This window comes from Hydrogenophaga sp. IBVHS2 (genome assembly GCF_002127215.1).
In the GTDB taxonomy this organism is placed as follows: Bacteria; Pseudomonadota; Gammaproteobacteria; order Burkholderiales; family Burkholderiaceae_C; genus Hydrogenophaga.
The window spans coordinates 19,200-35,808 of record NZ_NFUT01000004.1 but is presented as its reverse complement, the minus strand read 5'-3'; the positions used below and the strand labels follow the sequence as shown (position 1 = coordinate 35,808).

The window sequence follows — 16,609 nt, the reverse complement described above, 5'->3', positions numbered from 1 at the left end:
CATTTCCTTACCTAGGTTGGAAAGCGTTGCATGGGACTGCGACTTCTGCGCCGTCGACTCGCTGCCAGCACACCGCGCATGTCGGTGCGCAGCAGCATGCCATGGCCGTTGCGCTGGCTGGCGGTGGCCACCGTGCTGGGTTTTTCGGCGGCTGTGGCGCTGTGGGCGTTCGAGTTCGGCAAGGACATCGCCGGCCTGGACCGGCACGCACAGGCGGAACTCCAGCAGCTGCGCCGTGAGGTGGTGCAGCTGCGCGAGGAACTGGACGCTGCCCGCTCGGTCAGCAGTGCCGCCGACAGCCTGATCACCACCGAGCGCGTGGCCCAGCAGCAACTGCAGCAGCAGCTGCGCAGCCTAGAAGCCGAGAACCAGTCGCTGCGGGCCGATCTGGGTTTCTTCGAGCGTCTGCTGCCCGCACAGGGCGGTCAGGGCCTGGACATCCGGGGCCTGCACGCGGAGCTGACCGACGCCGGCCAGTGGCGCTGGCAGGTGCTGGTCATTCAGCCGGGACGCCAGGCGCCCGACTTCGAGGGCACACTGGAGGTGACCCTGACCGGCACGCTGGCAGGTCAGCCGTGGACCCTGTCCGCCCCCGTGCGTCAGCCCGTCTCCATCCGCCGTTACCTGCGCCTCGAGGGCATCATTCCGGTCCCGGCCCAGGTGTCGGTCCGGTCGGTGACCGCCCGGGTGCTGCAGGGAGCCACCGTTCGCTCGACGCAGACTTTCGCGCTATAGCCACGGCATGATCGCCGGCCCATCACACGAGAGGAGTCCTCATGTTCGGCAAGAAGAACCCACCCCCCATCAAGAGCCTGATCGCCAACGGCACCCGGATCGAAGGCGACATCACGTTCAGCGAAGGGCTTCGCGTGGACGGCACCGTGGTGGGGCACATCAAGGCCGCCGAGGGCAAGGTCAGCATCCTGGTGGTCAGCGAGGTGGCCGAAGTCACCGGCCGCATCGAGGCCGATCACGTCATCATCAATGGCCGCGTCAAGGGGCCTGTGGTGGCCCATGGTCTGCTGGAGCTCCAGCCCAAGGCCTGCATCGAAGGGGATGTGGCCTACAAGGCGCTGGAGATGCACCAGGGGGCCACCATCAGCGGCCAGCTCAAGCCGCTCTCGGGCGAAAACCGCGAAAAGCCCACACTGCTGTTGGCGGCAAATGGCCAGTGAAGCCATTTCCCGAGCAATCTGATTTAGTATTCCGCATCGCCGGCCCTACCGTGCCCGGTTCCGTTTGACAGAGGATTGCCATGAGTGCCGTTGCCGAAAACATCCAGACCGACATGCCCGCCCCGCTGGTCTTCACCGACAGTGCCGCCGCCAAGGTGGCCGAGCTGGTGGCCGAAGAGGGCAATCCTGACCTGAAGCTGCGCGTGTTCGTCCAGGGCGGCGGCTGCTCCGGTTTCCAGTACGGCTTCACCTTCGACGAGGTGGTCAACGAGGACGACACCACCATGACCAAGAACGGTGTGTCCCTCCTGATCGACGCCATGAGCTACCAGTACCTGGTGGGTGCCGAGATCGACTACAAGGAAGACCTCGAAGGCGCACAGTTCGTCATCAAGAACCCCAACGCCTCCACCACCTGCGGTTGCGGTTCGAGCTTCAGCGTCTGAGCGGCGCTTCAGCCCCATGAAAAAAGGAGCCTTCGGGCTCCTTTTTCGTTGGGGGCGTCTGCCGCAAGGCAGGCCTGGATCACTGCGCGCTGGCCTGCTGCAGGTTGGCGGCGGCTTCGAGCGTGATGCGCTGCTGCTGGGCGACGGCTTCGAACGCCGGACGCAGCTCGGCGGGCAGGCGGATGGCCTCGCTCTGGCGGGCGATCACCAGCGGATCTCGGTGCTGGCCGTTGTCCCGGAACTCGAAATGCAGGTGCGGGCCGGTGGACACGCCGGTGGAACCCACGGCGCCGATACGCTCGCCCTGGTCCACCCGCTGGCCCTTGCGCACGAAGATGCGGCTCAGGTGGGCATACACCGTGACCTGGTTGTTGCGGTGACGCACGTAGATCACGTTGCCGTAGCCGCCCTGCACGCCCGCAAACTCGACCGTGCCATCGCCCACGGTGCGCACCGGCGTGCCGGTGGGGGCGGCATAGTCCACGCCCAGGTGGGCCTTGTGCTGACCGGTGACCGGATGGAAGCGCATGCCGTAGCCGCTGCTGACCCGCGAGAACTCCAGCGGCGACGACAGGTAGAAGCGGCGGGCACTCTCGCCCGCGAAGTTGTAATAGCCGCCCTTGTGGCCGGGGGCCTCGAACCAGACGGCATCGAAGGCGCGGCCGCCGTTGATGAATTCGGCGCTCAGCACGCGGCCCACGGTCATGGGTTCGCCGTCGGCTTCCAGGCTCTCGTAGACCACGGTGAAGCGGTCTCCCTGGCGCAGATCGCGGCGGAAGTCGATGTCGCTGGAGAACATCTCGGCCAGCTGGATGGCCACGCTGTCCGGGATGCCGGCGGCGTCGGTGGCGGCGAACAGCGAGGAGCGGATGACGCCGCTGCCCAGGCGGGCCGAGGCGGTCAGGGTGCCGGTCTCCAGCCGGGACTGCAGGCCCTGCGGCGTGGATTCGACCACCAGCCGCTGGAAGGTCTTGCCGTCGGCGTTGGCCCAGCGGGCGGTCAGGCGTTGCAGCTCCTGACGTTCGTTGGCCTCGGCATGCACCAGGCGGCCGCTGCGCCCGACGATCTGGCGGATGTGGGGGGTGTTGCGCAGCTGGGTGATGGCGGCCGGGTCATTGATGCCCAGCCGTGTCAGCAGGCTCTGCAGCGTGTCGTCGCTGCGGGTGCTGTCGGTGCGGTAGAGCACCCAGGGCGTGCTGGAGGCCGGCAGGATCTCGATGCGCGCGCCTTCGGTGCCGGTGTCGAGGGCTTCGACCACCTGACGTACCGGCAGCTGGGATGCATCGGGGGCCAGCGGCGCAATGCCGAAGGCGGTCACACCGGTGCCGAGCAGCAGCGCACCGATGCCTGCCATGATGCGGCGGGGGTGGCGTGCAATGCTGAGCTTGAGGGAGGCCGCCTGGGCCGCCCATGGGGAGTAGGACGAAGACTTCAAAACCTGTTTTCCGGTTGTGGCTGGTCTGACAGGGGAGCAGCACGCAACATCATGAGTGGCGGGCGGCCCGAGAGTTCACGGCGGCGAGGGTGGCCGGGTGCGTTTTCCGGGCGTGCAAGAAGCACGCCAACTAGAATCCGTCGGTCCGCGCGGGCAGTATAGCCAGCCAGCCGGCATGCACATCGGAACAAACGCGTATGAGCCCCACACCTCCTGAAACCATAAGTACTCAAACGTCGGCACCGGTCGCCAGCCAGATGACCGATGGCGTCCGGGAGGCTCTGGCCGTCACCCTTCGCGGCTGCGAAGAACTGATCCCGCAGGCCGACTGGGCGCAGAAATTGTCACGTGCCGAGCGCACCGGACAAGCTTTGCGCATCAAGCTGGGGCTGGACCCGACGGCACCGGACATCCACATCGGCCACACGGTGGTGCTCAACAAGATGCGCCAGCTGCAGGACCTGGGACACCAGGTGATCTTCCTGATCGGCGACTTCACCTCGCTCATCGGCGATCCGTCGGGCCGCAACAGCACCCGCCCGCCGCTGACCCAGGAGCAGATCAAGGCCAACGCCGAGACCTACTACCGCCAGGCCAGCCTGGTGCTGGACCCCGCGCGCACCGAGATCCGCTACAACAGCGAATGGAGCCTGCCGCTGGGCTCCATGGGCATGATCCAGCTGGCCGCCAAGTACACCGTGGCGCGCATGATGGAGCGCAACGATTTCCACCAGCGCTTCTCCGCCGGCACGCCGATCAGCGTGCATGAATTCCTCTATCCGCTGATGCAGGGCTACGACTCGGTGGCGCTCAAGGCCGATCTGGAGCTCGGCGGCACCGACCAGAAATTCAACCTGCTCATGGGCCGCCACCTGCAGGCCGAATATGGCCAGGAGCCGCAGTGCATCCTGACCATGCCGCTGCTCGAAGGTCTGGACGGTGTGGACAAGATGTCCAAGTCCAAGGGCAACTACATCGGCATCACCGAAGAGCCCAACACCATGTTCGCCAAGGTGCTCAGCATCTCCGACACGCTGATGTGGCGCTGGTACACGCTGCTGTCGTTCCGCTCCCTGGCCGAGATCGAGGCCCTGAAGAAAGAGGTGGAGGGCGGCCGCAACCCCAAGGATGCCAAGGTGATGCTGGCCAAGGAGATCACCGCGCGCTTCCACAGCGCGGCGGCAGCCGACGCGGCGGAGCAGGATTTCATCCACCGCAGCAAGGGTGGCGTGCCGGACGAGATTCCCGAGGTGACCCTCTCCGGTGCCCCGCTGGGCATTGCCGCCCTGCTCAAGTCGGCCGGTCTCGCGCCGTCGTCCAGCGAGGCCAACCGGCTCATCGACGGCAACGGTGTGCGCATCGACGGCACCGTCATCAGCGACAAGGGTCTGAAGCTCCCCGCCGGCACCTATGTGGTGCAGGTCGGCAAACGCAAGTTCGCTCGCATCACGCTGGGCTGATGCCATGGTGACCCTGGCCTGGCTCACCCCGAAGCGCCTGTTGATGGCGTCGGTGGTGGTGGCCATGGTCACCATCGCCCTCAAGACGCTGGCCTGGTACGTCACCGACTCGGTCGGCCTGCTGTCGGACGCGATGGAGTCGCTGGTCAACCTGGCCAGCGCCATCTTCGGCCTGGTCATGGTGACCATCGCCACCCGGCCGGCCGACGACGACCATCCCTACGGCCATCACAAGGCCGAGTACTTCTCGTCCGGCTTCGAGGGCGTGCTGATCATCGCGGCGGCGCTCGGCATCATCTGGGCCGCCGGGCACCGCATCTTCGATCCGCAGCCCATCCAGCAACTGGGATGGGGCCTGGCGCTGTCCATCGGCAGCTCCGCACTCAACGGCCTGCTGGCCTGGGTGATGTTCCGCGCGGCCCACGAGCACCGGTCGATCGCCCTGGAGGCCGATGCCCGGCACCTGGTGTCGGACGTCTGGACCTCGGTCGGGGTGGTGGTCGGGCTGGTGCTGGTGCACTTCAGCGGCTGGCTGTGGCTCGACGCGCTGGTGGCCATCGGCGTGGCGCTCAACATCCTGCGCGAAGGCGTGCACCTGATGTGGCGCTCGGCCCAGGGCCTGATGGACGAGGCGCTGGAGCCCGAGACCCGTGCCCTGATCGACCGGACGCTGTCGGCCTTTGCCGCGGAGCAGACACCGCACACGCCGATGCGCTTCGACCATGTCACCACCCGCAAGTCGGCCCAGCGCAGTTTTGTCGACCTGCACATGCATGTGCCCGCCGACTGCACGCTGGGTCATGCGGCCGAACTGCGCAACCGGCTGGAGCGCACGCTGATGCAGGCGGTGCCGGGCTTGCGCGCCACCATCCAGCTGCTGCCCACCGACGTGGAAGCGCACTTCGACGACCCGAAGGACACCGCTTGATCGCCCTGCTGCAACGTGTGACCGAGGCCCGTGTGGACATTGCCGGGCAGACCGTGGGCCGCATCGACCATGGCCTGCTGATGCTGGTCTGCGCCGAACCCGACGACACCCCGGCCGTGGGCGACAAGCTGCTGGCCAAGGTGCTCAAGCTGCGCATCTTCAACGACGAGGCCGGCAAGATGAACCGCAGCCTGCAGGACGTGCAGGGCGGCCTGCTGGTGGTGAGCCAGTTCACGCTGGCGGCCGACACGCGCGGCGGCAACCGGCCGGGCTTCACCGGTGCGGCGCCACCGGCACAGGGGCGTGCCCTTTACGACGCCTTCGTGGCGGCGGCCCGAGCGGCGCACCCGGTGGTGCAGACCGGCGAATTCGGCGCCGACATGCAGGTGCACCTGGTCAACGACGGGCCGGTGACCATCCCGATGCGCATCACGGCCTGAGGCGTCGGCTTCAGCGGTAGGGGTTCTTCAGGCCCAGCCCGGCCAGGATCTCGATCTCGCGCGCTTCCATGGCCTCGGCGTCCTCGTCGCTGGTCTCGTGGTCCCAGCCCTGGGCATGCAGGGTGCCGTGCACCAGCAGGTGGGCATAGTGGTCGGCCAGCGGCTTGCGCAGCTGCTTCGCCTCGGCGGCCACCACCGGCGCACACAGCACCAGGTCGGCCATCACCAGGGGTTCGGTGGCGTAGTCGAAGGTGAGCACGTTGGTGGCGTAGTCCTTGCCCCGGTAATCGCGGTTCAGGGCCTGGCCTTCGTCGGCATCGACGATGCGCACCGTGATCTCGGCATCGGCCTCCAGCGCATGGCGGATGCAGCGCACCACCTTGTGGCGGGGCAGGGCAGCGCGGTGGGTGGCGGCATCGGCCAGGTCGCCGAACTGCAGCGACAGGGAGAGTTGGTGCAGGGCCATCAGCGGTAGGCGGGCAGGGCCCGGCAATCGTTCAGCAGGATCTGTTCGCGGGCGGTGTCGCTGGCTTCCATGAAGCGCAGCGTGCCCTCGATGCCCTTGGTGTGCCAGCGCAGGCTGTGCTGCTCGTCGAGCGCGATGTAGCGTGCGCCCGAGGCGGCCGGCCGGTTCTGCAGCAACGCGGTGCGGCCGGCGAAGTGCAGCGTGGCGAACGAACGGCCGTCCTGCAGGTTGAGGTACACCACGTCGAGCAGGGTGCCGCCTTCGCACTGGTAGCGCACGGTACGGCTCTGGAAGCGGTCGCCCTCGATCGTGGCCGGCAAGGGCAGGGCGGCATCGGCCGGGGCGGGGTGGCGGTGCTGGGCGCAGCCGGCCAGCGCGGTGAGCGCCAGCGCCAGGCCCAGCAGGCTGGCACGCAGACGGGGTGTGGGCTTCATGCGGGCCTCCATCAGGCGGCGGGACGGCGGGTGCGGCGCACCGGCGGGGCGTCGTCGGCACCGGGTGTGCGGGCGTCGTAGGCGTCGACGATGCGGGCCACCAGCGGATGGCGCACCACGTCGGCACTCGAGAGGCGCGAGAACGCGATGCCCTGCACCCGCTTGAGCACCCGCTCGGCGTCGATCAGCCCGCTGAGCTGGGTGCGCGGCAGGTCGATCTGGCTCACGTCGCCGGTCACCACCGCCTTGCTGCCGAAGCCGATGCGGGTGAGGAACATCTTCATCTGTTCGGGCGTGGTGTTCTGCGCTTCATCCAGGATGACGAAGGCATGGTTGAGCGTGCGCCCGCGCATGAAGGCCAGCGGCGCGATCTCGATCTGCTGCCGCTCGAAGGCCTTCTGCACCTTGTCGTGCCCCATCAGGTCGTACAGCGCGTCGTACAGCGGGCGCAGGTAGGGGTCGACCTTCTGGCCCAGGTCGCCGGGCAGGAAGCCGAGCTTCTCGCCGGCCTCCACCGCCGGGCGGGTCAGCACGATGCGCTGCACCGCGCTGCGCTCCAGGGCGTCCACCGCACAGGCCACCGCCAGGTAGGTCTTGCCGGTGCCGGCCGGACCGATGCCGAAGGTGATGTCGTGCGTGGACATGTTCTCCAGGTAGCGCGCCTGGTTGGGTGTGCGGCCCTTGATCTCGCCGCGCCGGGTCTGCATGGCCAGCGCGCCGTCCCCCGGCTCGGCCAGGGCGGTGTCGCCGCTGAGCATCAGCTGCACCTGTTCGGCCGGGATGGGCTTGCGGGCCATCTCGTAGAGCGCCTGCAGCGCCTCCATGGCCTGTTCGGCCCGCGCCTTGGGCCCTTCGACGCGGAACTGCTCGAAGCGGTGCGCCACCTTGACCTGCAGCGCTGCCTCGATGGCGCGGATGTGCGCATCCAGCGGACCGCACAGGTGGGCCATGCGGGTGTTGTCCGGCGGGCTGAAGGTGTGTCTGAGAATCAAGCTGATAATTCCGGGGCAAAACAGGAGCCCCGATGATAGGCAAGTTGACCGGCCAGCTGCTGGAGAAGAACCCGCCCCAGATCCTGGTGGACTGCCACGGCGTGGGCTATGAGGTGGACGTGCCCATGAGCACCTTCTACCAGCTGCCCGCCTCCGGCCAGACCGTCTCCCTGCTGACCCACTTCGTGGTCCGCGAGGACGCCCAGATCCTCTACGGCTTTGCCACCGCCGCCGAGCGCGAGGCCTTCCGCCAGCTCATCCGCATCAGCGGCGTCGGTCCGCGCACCGCGCTGTCGGTGCTCTCCGGCCTGAGCGTGACCGAACTGGCCCAGGCCGTCACCGCGCAGGAGGCGGGTCGCATCGTCAAGGTGCCCGGCATCGGCAAGAAGACGGCCGAGCGGCTGCTGCTCGAACTCAAGGGCAAGCTGGGCGCCGACCTGCCGGCCCTGGGCGCTGCCAGCGCCGTGGGCGATGCGGCGGCCGACATCCAGCAGGCCCTCATGGCCCTGGGCTACAACGAAAAGGACGCCACCGCCGCCCTCAAGGCCCTGCCGGCCGGTGTGGGCGTGACCGAGGGCATCAAGCAGGCGCTCAAGGCGCTGGCGCGGTAAACCATGGGCATCCAGACCGACGACTTCGCCCCGGCACCCCGTGTGGTGTCGGCCACGCCGGCTTCCCCGAAAGAGGAGGCGATCGAACGCGCCCTGCGTCCCAAGCTGCTCGACGAATACGTCGGCCAGCAGAAGGTGCGCGAGCAGCTGGAGATCTTCATCGGCGCGGCCCGCAAGCGCAGCGAGGCACTCGACCATGTGCTGCTGTTCGGCCCGCCCGGCCTGGGCAAGACCACGCTCTCGCACATCATTGCCCAGGAGCTGGGGGTGAACCTGCGCCAGACCAGCGGCCCGGTGCTGGAGAAGCCGCGCGACCTGGCCGCGCTGCTGACCAACCTGGAGCCCAACGATGTGCTGTTCATCGACGAGATCCACCGCCTGAGCCCGGTGGTGGAGGAGATCCTCTACCCCGCGCTGGAGGACTACCAGATCGACATCATGATCGGCGAGGGGCCGGCGGCCCGCAGCATCAAGCTCGACCTGCAGCCCTTCACCCTGGTGGGTGCCACCACCCGCGCCGGCATGCTGACCAACCCGCTGCGCGACCGCTTCGGCATCGTGGCCCGGCTGGAGTTCTACACGCCGGCCGAGCTCTCGCGCATCGTGCAGCGCAGCGCCCGGCTGCTGAACGCGCCGATGGACGAGGAAGGCGGCTTCGAGATCGCACGGCGCTCGCGCGGCACGCCCCGCATCGCCAACCGGCTGCTGCGCCGGGTGCGCGACTACGCCGACGTCAAGGGCAGCGGCACCATCACCCACGACATCGCGCAGAAGGCGCTGTCGATGCTCGACGTCGATCCGCAGGGCTTCGACCTGATGGACCGCAAGCTGCTGGAGGCGGTGATCCACCGCTTCGATGGCGGCCCGGTCGGGCTGGACAACATCGCCGCCAGCATCGGCGAGGAGCGCGACACCATCGAGGACGTGATCGAGCCCTACCTCATCCAGCAGGGCTACCTGCAGCGCACGCCGCGCGGCCGCACCGCCACGCTGGCGGCCTACCGCCACCTGGGTGTGAGCCCGCCGCGCACCGAAGGCGGGCTGTTCCCACCCGAGGCCTGACCCACCAGCTCCCATGTCGTCGCGCCCGGCCACTTTGCCCCCGCAGGACAACGCCACCACGGCGCTGTACCGCGCTGCACTGGGGCCGGTGGGGGCGCCGTATTACCTGAAGGTGTTCGGCCGTTTCGACGAGGTCGGTCTGCCCGGACCGGCCTGGAACACCATGGCCGCCTGCTTCACCCTGGGCTGGCTGATCTACCGTCGGCTGTGGGGCGCCGCCTTTTCGTATGCAGTGCTGCTGGCGGCGCTGGGCGCTGCCCTGTGGTTCGAGATGGGCCCGTGGACGACCTGGTCGGCGCAGTGGCGCTGGATCGCTGCCGGGGGGCTGGTGGCGGTGCTGTGGTTGCTGCCGGGTTTCTATGCCAACGTGCTGCTGCACGGCGAGTTGCGCCAGCGCATGACCGAGGCGGTGCGGCAGGCCGCCACGGTGCAGCAGGCCCGCGAGCAGCTGGCCGCGCAGGCCAGCGGCCCCTGGTTGCTGGGGCTGCTGGTGTTCCTGTACCTGGTGCTGGGGTCGGCGGCTGCGGGCTGGTGGTGGCAGCAGAGCCGGGGTCGGCCTGTGCTGCCGGTTCCGCCATTGTCGGTGGCGCCCGTGGTGGCGGAGCCGGCGCCGGTGGCCGTTCCGGCCCCGCCGCCCGAACCGGCACCCAGGGCCGAGGTGGCCCCGCCCGAGCCCGCGAAGGTAGAGCCCGAGAAGGTAGAGGTGGCCGACGCCATCCGCGTCCGGGTGCGCGGCCATGGCGTGGCGGTGGGCATGTTCGCCGACCCGGCCAATGCCGCGCGGGCCGAAGCCCGGCTGCGCGATGCGGGCCTGCCGGTGCTGGTGGATCCGGTCGAGTCGTCGCGGGGCACCCTCACGCGCATACGGGTCGGTCCGCTGGACGACCGTGCCGCGGCCGATGCGGCGGCGCGCCAGATCCGCGCGCTGGGGCTGGATGCCCGCGTCTACGGCCCCTGACCCGGCGTCAGCCCAGGGCGCCCCGGGCATCCACCTCGAACACCCGTTCCACCCGGCCCTGCTGCAGGCCGCCGCGCACGCCGACCATCACGTCGTGCAGGTTCACCGTGGGGTCGCAATGGCCGGGGATCAGCCAGACCGTCTCGCCCAGTTCGGGCAGGGTGCCGTCCGGGGATGCCGGGCGCAGGATGCCGTGTTCGTCGCCGCTGTTGGCAAAGTCCAGCCCCGGCGGTTGTGCCACCCGGGGCAGACCGCTGTCGATGGCGTGGCTCTTGTGGCCGGCATCCACCACCGCCCGGTCGGGGCTTCGGCTCATCACCTGGGACTTCACGAACAGTGCGTGCTCGAATACCGGCGCGCCCGGCAGTGCCTCATTGGCGGCGTAGTCGGCGTCCATGAACAGGTAGGAGCCGGGCTGGATCTCGCCCCACAGGCCGCTGCCGGCCTCCAGCGCGAAGCTGCCGCTGCCGGCACCGGTCACCAGCGGCACCTGGATGCCCAGCCGGTTCAGGGCTTCGGTGGTGGTCCGCACCGCCCGGGCCGCGAGGTCGATGGCCGCCGCGCGGCCGGTGGCGTCGCGGATGTGCTGGGCACGCCCGTGGTACGCCTGCAGGCCGGCGAACCGCAGCACCGGCCGCGCCAGCACCTGCACCGCCAGTGCAGCGGCGGCGTCGCCGGGTTCCACGCCGCAGCGGTTCTGGCCGGCGTCGATCTCCACGAACACGTCGAAGCGGCCCGGCGCCTGCACGCCCGCCACGGTCAGGGCGGTGGCCAGGCGCTCGATGCCGGTGGCGCTGTCCACCGCCACGGCCCAGCGCACGTCCGGCCTGCTTTGCACCGCCTGCGCCAGCCGCTGCAGCTTGGCCGGGTCCACCACCTGGTTGCTGATGTAGATGTCGCTCACGCCGCCCTCGGCCAGGGCCAGGGCTTCGTCGGTCTTCTGCACGCACACGCCCACCGCGCCGTGGGCCATCTGCAGCCGGGCCAGTGCGGCGCACTTGTGCATCTTGGCGTGGGGTCGCAGGCGCAGGCCATGCCCGGCGGCAAAGTCGGCCATGCGCTGCAGGTTGCGCTCCATGGCATCGAGATCGACCACCAGGGCCGGGGTGTCGATGGCATCCACGCCCCGGCCGACCAGCGCCCGCACCCGGCGCAGGCGCTGCTCACGGGCCGCCTCAGACATGCTGCTCGTCCAGGCTGTCGGTCTGCAGGTGGCGCACATCGGCCCAGCCCACCAGGCCCAGGCCCTCGGGGGACCACAGCAGCCGGTTGACGGCGGTGTTGGGCAGTGCCCAGCTGCGCGGGGCCTGCAGTTCCAGCCGGGTGGCGGCGCGGTAGAGCACGTCCAGCACGCCCCCGTGCACCACCATCAGCACCTGTTCGCCCGGGTGGCGGGCAGCCAGGTCGTCCACGGCCGCCAGCACCCGCTCGCGCAGCTGCAGCAAGGTCTCGCCACCCGGCGGGGCGAAGTCGGGCATGCGCTTGCGCCAGGCCAGCGTCTCGGCCGGAAAGCGCAGCTCCAGTTCGTCCCAGGTGTGGCCCTCGAACCGGCCAAAGCCCCGCTCACGCAGACCCATGTGGATGTGCACCGGCATGTCCCGCTGATGGGCCACCGCCTCGGCGGTGGCGCGGGCGCGCTTGAGATCGCTGGCATAGATGGCCGCCAGCGGTTCCTCGCGCAAGGCATCGGCCAGCCGCTCGGCCTGCCAGCGACCGTGTTCGTTGAGTTCGATGTCGGTGTGCCCCTGGATGCGGGTCAGGCGGTTCCAGGCGGTCTCTCCGTGGCGCACGGCCAGGATGCGGGTGGCTTCCAATGGGGTCTCCTCGGCGCGGCGGGGCGCCGGTCGCCGAACTGTAGCGGCTGCGGTCCGCCGGTGGCGGTCAGCGGGGCACTTCGATGTCCACCCGGCGCCGGCCTTCAGGGGCGCTCGGGAAACCCTGCAGGGCGGCATCCAGCATGGCCTGCCAGAGCGCTTCCGTGCCGTTCCAGCGGCCGTCGTGGGCGGCACTGGATTCGAACACCACCTGCCCGTTCGCGGCGTTGCGCACCAGCACCGTCACCCGGCGCTGGTAGTAGGGCGTTTCCAGCCGGGGAAAGACCGGGCCATGGAACCCGTAGCCCGGCCCGTAGGGATGGACCCATCTCGGTCCGAACGGACCATGAAAACTGTCGTACGGGCTTTCCCAGGGCGCACGGGGCAGCTGCACCACGATGGCACTGACCTCCACCGCCCAGGGAGCCCGCACGTTGCCGGCGGCCGGCGTCCAGCCGGCGCGGGCCAGCGACTGTGTGGTCAGCCGTTCCAGCATGTCCTGGCTGGCGCCGGCGCGTCCGCCCTCCTGCGAGGGCGTGCGCTCGAAGCGGAACACCTGGGGGGCCTGCGGAATGCCGTTGCCGCGTTCGCTCCACCGGGGATGGCTCTGCACCTCGTTGTCCACCAGCATCACGCTGGCGCACCCGCCCAGGGCGACCGTGGCGCCCAGCAGCACCACGGCGCCCAGGCGGCGCAGGCCGGAAGAGAAGGAGCGGAGGGTCATGGGCAGTCGGCTCAGTCGGCAGCGATGGGTATGACCGGTCGGGCCGGCGCCAGGTTCCCCGCACCGCCAGCGGGTGCGGGCATTTCGGTGTCGAACGCCTTGTCGCCGTCGGGGTCGGGCACGCCGGTGGCTTCCAGCGTGTCGAACGGGAACAGCTGGCGGTCCATCAGGTGGCTGGGCACCACGTTCTGCAGCGAGTTGAACATGTTCTCCAGCCGGCCCGGGAAACGCGCGTCCCATTCGCGCAGCAGGTTGCCCACCTGCTTGCGTTGCAGGTTTTCCTGGCTGCCGCACAGGGTGCAGGGGATGATGGGGAACTGCCGGATCTCGGCCCAGCGGATCAGGTCCTTCTCGGCCACATAGGCCATGGGACGGATCACCACATGGCGGCCGTCGTCGCTCACCAGCTTGGGCGGCATGCCCTTGAGCTTGGCGCCGAAGAACATGTTGAGCAGCAGGGTCTGCAGGATGTCGTCGCGGTGGTGGCCCAGGGCGATGCGGTTGCAGCCCAGCTCGTCGGCCACCCGGTACAGGATGCCCCGTCGCAGGCGGCTGCACAGGCTGCACAGCGTCTTGCCCTCGGGGATGACGCGCTTGACGATGGAGTAGGTGTCCTGGTTCTCGATGTGGAACTTCACACCCAGGTTCGACAGGTATTCGGGCAGCACGTGCTCGGGAAAGCCGGGCTGCTTCTGGTCGAGGTTGACCGCGATCAGCTCGAAGTTGACGGGTGCGCGCTGCTGCAGCTTGAGCAGGATGTCGAGCATGCCGTAGCTGTCCTTGCCGCCCGAGAGGCAGACCATGACGCGGTCGCCTTCGCCGATCATGTTGTAGTCGGTGATGGCGCGGCCGACCTCGCGGCACAGGCGTTTTTCGAGCTTGTGGTTTTCCAGTTGTTCGTTCATGGGGTGGTTCCTTTCACCACTGTCCGCTTTCCATGCGGATGGCGACCTCGCAGTCGTCGAAGATCTCCAGCTTGGCGATCTTCACCCGCACGCCGATCACGCCGGGCAGCTGCATGAGCCGGCGGGCCAGCTTGCCGATCAGGCTCTCCAGCAGGTTCACATGTTCGGCGGTGCACTCGTCGATGATGATCTGCCGCACCTTGCGGTAGTCCAGCACATGGGTGATGTCGTCGTCGTGCGGCAGCAGGGGCTGGGTGCCCTGATTCAGCTCGGCGTCCACCTGGATCGGCTGGGGGCTGAGCTTCTCGTGGTCCAGGATGCCGAGGTTGGCGTTGAAGCGCAGCCCGGTGAGCGTGAGGATCTGGGTGCCCGCGTGTGTGCCCGATGACATGGGGTTCATGCCGCCTCCTGCGACCGGATCCGGAACACCTCCACCCCCACCGCCTCGCAGTCGGGGTAGACGTCGGGCTTGCAGGTGGACAGCCGCACGGCGGCCACGCCCGGGTTCTGCAGCAGCCGATCGACCAGCTCGTCCACCAGCGTTTCCTGCAGGCCGATGTGACCCTGCGCGATGCGCTGCGCCACCACCTCGCGCACGAAGTCGTAGTCCACCACCTCGTCGATGCGGTCGCCCTTGGGGGTGGACTGCGCCAGCGGCACGTACAGCTCGACATCGATCCACAGGCGCTGCGGCGCGGTCTTCTCGAAGTCGTGGATGCCGATCTGCACCATCACCTCGTGGCGGCGCAGGAACAGCTTGCGGCAGTTCAGCAGCAGGGCATTGAGGTCAGCGGTCAAGGGGTTTCTCCTGCATCAGTTCTTCCACCACGAACATCACGTCGCGCTCCAGGGGCACCAGGTGCTGGCCGCTGTCCACGTTCACCGTGGTGCCGGTGATGCCGGTATGGCTGGCCAGGAACACGCAGGTCTGCGCCACCTGGGCCGGGTCGGTGGGTCGGCGCAGCAGATTGACGCGGCTGGCGCGTTCGAAGTTCTCGGGCTGTTGCGGACCGCTCAGGTACATCAGGCCCGGTGCCACGGCGTTGACGCGCACGCCCGGCGCCAGCGCCTGGGCCTGCAGCGCCACCGACCGCTCCAGTGCCAGCTTGGACACGGTGTACGAGAAGTAGTCGCGGTTGAGGTTGTGCACCTTCTGGTCCAGCACGTGCAGCACACAGGCGTCGGGCAGGGCATGGCGCTGCTGCATGCGGGCGAGCTCGCGGCCGAGCAGCAGCGGCGCGATCAGGTTCACCTCCAGCTGCAGCCGCGCCATGGCCGGGTCGAAGTCGATGCCGGTGTCCGGCTCGAAGGTGGACGCGTTGTTCACCACCGCGCGCAGCGGCCCGCCGGTGGCCTCGATGTGGGCCATCATGGCCTCGATCTGGGCGCCATCAGCCAGGTCGGCGCGGACCGTGTCGACCCGCGCGCCGGCCTGCCGGAGCTCGGCCGCCAGGGCCGATGCCGCATCGGCCGACCGGCTGTAGTGGCACCACACCTGCCAGCCGGCTTGCGCAAACGCACGCACCAGCTCGGCACCCAGGCGCAGCGAGCCGCCGGTGATCAGGACCGCGCCGGGTTGTCCGGCGCCGGGAAGAGGGGGATTCATGGGGGACAATCGGCGGGTGCCACCCGCTGCCGTGAACGAACCCTCCAGTGTAACGACCGCCCTGCTGGCGCGCCTGCGCCAGGCCATCGGCGAGGCCGGTGGCTGGCTGCCGTTCGACCGCTACATGGCCATCGCCCTGTACGAACCCGGGCTGGGCTATTACGCCAACACCGCCCCCAAGTTCGGGCACCTGCCGCAGTCCGGCAGCGACTTCGTCACCGCGCCCGAGCTCACGCCCCTGTTCGGGCAGACCCTGGCGCGGCAGGTGCAGCAGGCGCTTCAGGCCACGGGCACCGACGAGGTGTGGGAATTCGGGGCCGGCTCCGGCGCGCTGGCCTTGCAGCTGCTCGATGCCCTGGAAGCAGCCGGTTGCGCGCCCCGGCGTTACACCATCGTCGATCTGTCGGGCAGCCTGCGCGAGCGCCAGGCCGCCACCCTGTCGGCCCATGCCGGCCGGGTGCGCTGGGTGAGCGAGTTGCCGGCCCGCATGGCGGGCGTGGTGGTCGGCAACGAGGTGCTCGACGCCATGCCGGTGCGCCTGCTGCACCGCCAGCGCGGCGTGTGGTCCGAGCGCGGTGTGGAGCTGGATGCCGACGGCCAGCTGGTCTGGGCCGACTGCCCCACCGATGCCCGCCCGCCGCCCGCCATCGAGGGTCCGCACGACTACCTGACCGAGATCCATCCCCAGGCCGAAGCCTTCGTGCGCACCCTGGCCGACCGGCTCGAACGCGGTGTGGCCTTCCTGATCGACTACGGTTTTCCGGAGGCCGAGTACTACCACCCGCAGCGCCACATGGGCACGCTGATGTGCCACCAGGCCCACCGCAGCGACAGCGATCCGCTGGCCGACCCCGGGCAGAAGGACATCACCGCCCATGTCAACTTCACGGGCGTGGCCCTGGCAGCGCAGGACGCCGGCCTGTCGGTGCTGGGCTACACCAGCCAGGGGCGCTTCCTGCTCAATGCCGGCCTGCTCGATCTGGCCCGTGACGCCGGCCCGCGCGAGAACGCCCTGATGCTGAAGCTGGTGCTCGAACACGAAATGGGCGAGCTGTTCAAGGTGATCGCCCTGGCACCGGCGGCATCGGCGCAGGGCTGGGTGCCGGTCGGGTTCGCCAGCGGCGACCGCACCCACCGACTCTGAGGACGATCC

21 protein-coding genes are annotated in these 16,609 nt (G+C 69.2%); 10 read left to right on the top strand and 11 right to left on the bottom strand.

From position 1 onward, the window contains the following. The first annotated feature begins 30 nt into the window (after positions 1-30). The 3 genes from CAP38_RS10950 (at position 31) to erpA (ending at position 1,621) form a co-directional block, all read left to right on the top strand. On the top strand, positions 31-735 hold the full coding sequence (locus CAP38_RS10950) for a DUF6776 family protein (RefSeq protein ID WP_086121454.1): 705 nt from the start codon (positions 31-33) through the stop codon (positions 733-735). Between the two features lie 41 nt (positions 736-776). After that, positions 777-1,175, top strand: a complete 399-nt coding sequence (locus tag CAP38_RS10945) for a polymer-forming cytoskeletal protein (protein ID WP_086121453.1) — start codon at positions 777-779, stop codon at positions 1,173-1,175. Positions 1,176-1,255: 80 nt separating this feature from the next. Then, positions 1,256-1,621, top strand: a complete 366-nt coding sequence (gene erpA, locus CAP38_RS10940; protein WP_086121452.1) for an iron-sulfur cluster insertion protein ErpA — start codon at positions 1,256-1,258, stop codon at positions 1,619-1,621. A 79-nt stretch (positions 1,622-1,700) separates the two neighbouring features. Here the strand turns inward: erpA and CAP38_RS10935 are convergent, their stop codons facing one another. Beyond that, positions 1,701-3,056, bottom strand: coding sequence for a M23 family metallopeptidase (locus CAP38_RS10935; protein WP_256924429.1), 1,356 nt, complete (start codon positions 3,054-3,056; stop codon positions 1,701-1,703). Between the two features lie 257 nt (positions 3,057-3,313). On the opposite strand from CAP38_RS10935, the gene tyrS reads away from it, so the two are divergent. The 3 genes from tyrS to dtd are packed head-to-tail and all read left to right on the top strand — an operon-like array spanning position 3,314 to position 5,884. Continuing rightward, positions 3,314-4,516: a tyrosine--tRNA ligase gene (gene tyrS, locus CAP38_RS10930; RefSeq protein WP_256924428.1), complete on the top strand. Its 1,203-nt coding sequence runs from the start codon at positions 3,314-3,316 to the stop codon at positions 4,514-4,516. A gap of 4 nt (positions 4,517-4,520) precedes the next feature. After that, positions 4,521-5,444 (top strand): cation diffusion facilitator family transporter, encoded by a 924-nt coding sequence (locus CAP38_RS10925; protein ID WP_086121449.1) that lies wholly within the window; start codon positions 4,521-4,523, stop codon positions 5,442-5,444. Then, positions 5,441-5,884 (top strand): D-aminoacyl-tRNA deacylase, encoded by a 444-nt coding sequence (dtd, locus tag CAP38_RS10920; RefSeq protein WP_086121448.1) that lies wholly within the window; start codon positions 5,441-5,443, stop codon positions 5,882-5,884. Before CAP38_RS10925 ends, dtd begins: the two co-directional genes overlap by 4 nt. Positions 5,885-5,894: 10 nt before the next feature. Here the strand turns inward: dtd and ybeY are convergent, their stop codons facing one another. The 3 genes from ybeY to CAP38_RS10905 are packed head-to-tail and all read right to left on the bottom strand — an operon-like array spanning position 5,895 to position 7,776. After that, a complete protein-coding gene (gene ybeY / locus CAP38_RS10915) occupies positions 5,895-6,350 on the bottom strand; it encodes an rRNA maturation RNase YbeY (RefSeq protein ID WP_086121447.1) in 456 nt (151 codons plus the stop codon). Next, on the bottom strand, positions 6,350-6,784 hold the full coding sequence (locus CAP38_RS10910; RefSeq protein WP_086121704.1) for an MliC family protein: 435 nt from the start codon (positions 6,782-6,784) through the stop codon (positions 6,350-6,352). Before CAP38_RS10910 ends, ybeY begins: the two co-directional genes overlap by 1 nt. A gap of 11 nt (positions 6,785-6,795) precedes the next feature. Further along, positions 6,796-7,776, bottom strand: a complete 981-nt coding sequence (locus tag CAP38_RS10905) for a PhoH family protein (RefSeq protein WP_086121446.1) — start codon at positions 7,774-7,776, stop codon at positions 6,796-6,798. Positions 7,777-7,808: 32 nt separating this feature from the next. Here CAP38_RS10905 and ruvA point away from each other — a divergent pair, with 32 nt between their 5' ends. From ruvA to CAP38_RS10890, 3 genes are read left to right on the top strand one after another with little or no spacing between them, the layout of a single operon-like run. Then, the gene (gene ruvA, locus CAP38_RS10900) at positions 7,809-8,387 is read left to right on the top strand and encodes a Holliday junction branch migration protein RuvA (protein WP_086121445.1); all 579 of its coding nucleotides are present in this window, start codon (positions 7,809-7,811) and stop codon (positions 8,385-8,387) included. A 3-nt stretch (positions 8,388-8,390) separates the two neighbouring features. Next, positions 8,391-9,449, top strand: coding sequence for a Holliday junction branch migration DNA helicase RuvB (gene ruvB, locus CAP38_RS10895; protein ID WP_086121444.1), 1,059 nt, complete (start codon positions 8,391-8,393; stop codon positions 9,447-9,449). A gap of 13 nt (positions 9,450-9,462) precedes the next feature. Further along, positions 9,463-10,407, top strand: coding sequence for an SPOR domain-containing protein (locus CAP38_RS10890; protein ID WP_086121443.1), 945 nt, complete (start codon positions 9,463-9,465; stop codon positions 10,405-10,407). A 7-nt stretch (positions 10,408-10,414) separates the two neighbouring features. On the opposite strand, the gene CAP38_RS10885 is transcribed toward CAP38_RS10890, so the two are convergent. The 7 genes from CAP38_RS10885 to CAP38_RS10860 form a co-directional block, all read right to left on the bottom strand. Next, positions 10,415-11,590 (bottom strand): DSD1 family PLP-dependent enzyme, encoded by a 1,176-nt coding sequence (locus CAP38_RS10885; RefSeq protein WP_086121442.1) that lies wholly within the window; start codon positions 11,588-11,590, stop codon positions 10,415-10,417. Next, complete coding sequence (locus CAP38_RS10880; protein WP_179188530.1) at positions 11,583-12,221, bottom strand: histidine phosphatase family protein; 639 nt, start codon at positions 12,219-12,221, stop codon at positions 11,583-11,585. The genes CAP38_RS10885 and CAP38_RS10880 overlap by 8 nt, the downstream gene beginning before the upstream one ends. A 67-nt stretch (positions 12,222-12,288) precedes the next feature. Further along, complete coding sequence (locus CAP38_RS15245; RefSeq protein ID WP_143435815.1) at positions 12,289-12,945, bottom strand: DUF4136 domain-containing protein; 657 nt, start codon at positions 12,943-12,945, stop codon at positions 12,289-12,291. 11 nt (positions 12,946-12,956) lie between these two features. Then, the gene (ttcA, locus tag CAP38_RS10875; RefSeq protein WP_086121440.1) at positions 12,957-13,850 is read right to left on the bottom strand and encodes a tRNA 2-thiocytidine(32) synthetase TtcA; all 894 of its coding nucleotides are present in this window, start codon (positions 13,848-13,850) and stop codon (positions 12,957-12,959) included. 13 nt (positions 13,851-13,863) lie between these two features. Further along, the gene (locus tag CAP38_RS10870) at positions 13,864-14,250 is read right to left on the bottom strand and encodes a dihydroneopterin aldolase (RefSeq protein WP_256924427.1); all 387 of its coding nucleotides are present in this window, start codon (positions 14,248-14,250) and stop codon (positions 13,864-13,866) included. After that, a complete protein-coding gene (locus tag CAP38_RS10865) occupies positions 14,247-14,648 on the bottom strand; it encodes a dihydroneopterin aldolase (RefSeq protein WP_086121439.1) in 402 nt (133 codons plus the stop codon). The genes CAP38_RS10870 and CAP38_RS10865 overlap by 4 nt, the downstream gene beginning before the upstream one ends. Further along, a complete protein-coding gene (locus CAP38_RS10860; protein WP_086121438.1) occupies positions 14,638-15,456 on the bottom strand; it encodes an SDR family oxidoreductase in 819 nt (272 codons plus the stop codon). Before CAP38_RS10860 ends, CAP38_RS10865 begins: the two co-directional genes overlap by 11 nt. On the opposite strand from CAP38_RS10860, the gene CAP38_RS10855 reads away from it, so the two are divergent. Further along, positions 15,455-16,600 carry a class I SAM-dependent methyltransferase gene (locus CAP38_RS10855; protein ID WP_086121437.1) on the top strand — a complete coding sequence of 382 codons (1,146 nt, stop codon included), beginning with the start codon at positions 15,455-15,457 and terminating at the stop codon, positions 16,598-16,600. The two genes, CAP38_RS10860 and CAP38_RS10855, sit on opposite strands and share 2 nt — an antisense overlap. Positions 16,601-16,609: the final 9 nt, after the last annotated feature.

Bases quoted from the DNA above. Each gene is read 5' to 3' on its own strand.
- CAP38_RS10950 (WP_086121454.1), top strand. From the start codon at position 31: ATGGGACTGCGACTTCTGCGCCGTCGACTCGCTGCCAGCACACCGCGC.
- CAP38_RS10945 (WP_086121453.1), top strand. From the start codon at position 777: ATGTTCGGCAAGAAGAACCCACCCCCCATCAAGAGCCTGATCGCCAAC.
- erpA (WP_086121452.1), top strand. From the start codon at position 1,256: ATGAGTGCCGTTGCCGAAAACATCCAGACCGACATGCCCGCCCCGCTG.
- tyrS (WP_256924428.1), top strand. From the start codon at position 3,314: ATGACCGATGGCGTCCGGGAGGCTCTGGCCGTCACCCTTCGCGGCTGC.
- CAP38_RS10925 (WP_086121449.1), top strand. From the start codon at position 4,521: ATGGTGACCCTGGCCTGGCTCACCCCGAAGCGCCTGTTGATGGCGTCG.
- ybeY (WP_086121447.1), bottom strand. From the start codon at position 6,350: ATGGCCCTGCACCAACTCTCCCTGTCGCTGCAGTTCGGCGACCTGGCC.
- CAP38_RS10910 (WP_086121704.1), bottom strand. From the start codon at position 6,784: ATGAAGCCCACACCCCGTCTGCGTGCCAGCCTGCTGGGCCTGGCGCTG.
- ruvA (WP_086121445.1), top strand. From the start codon at position 7,809: ATGATAGGCAAGTTGACCGGCCAGCTGCTGGAGAAGAACCCGCCCCAG.
- ruvB (WP_086121444.1), top strand. From the start codon at position 8,391: ATGGGCATCCAGACCGACGACTTCGCCCCGGCACCCCGTGTGGTGTCG.
- CAP38_RS10890 (WP_086121443.1), top strand. From the start codon at position 9,463: ATGTCGTCGCGCCCGGCCACTTTGCCCCCGCAGGACAACGCCACCACG.
- CAP38_RS10885 (WP_086121442.1), bottom strand. From the start codon at position 11,590: ATGTCTGAGGCGGCCCGTGAGCAGCGCCTGCGCCGGGTGCGGGCGCTG.
- CAP38_RS15245 (WP_143435815.1), bottom strand. From the start codon at position 12,945: ATGACCCTCCGCTCCTTCTCTTCCGGCCTGCGCCGCCTGGGCGCCGTG.
- ttcA (WP_086121440.1), bottom strand. From the start codon at position 13,850: ATGAACGAACAACTGGAAAACCACAAGCTCGAAAAACGCCTGTGCCGC.
- CAP38_RS10870 (WP_256924427.1), bottom strand. From the start codon at position 14,250: ATGAACCCCATGTCATCGGGCACACACGCGGGCACCCAGATCCTCACG.
- CAP38_RS10855 (WP_086121437.1), top strand. From the start codon at position 15,455: ATGGGGGACAATCGGCGGGTGCCACCCGCTGCCGTGAACGAACCCTCC.
- CAP38_RS10860 (WP_086121438.1), bottom strand. From the start codon at position 15,456: ATGAATCCCCCTCTTCCCGGCGCCGGACAACCCGGCGCGGTCCTGATC.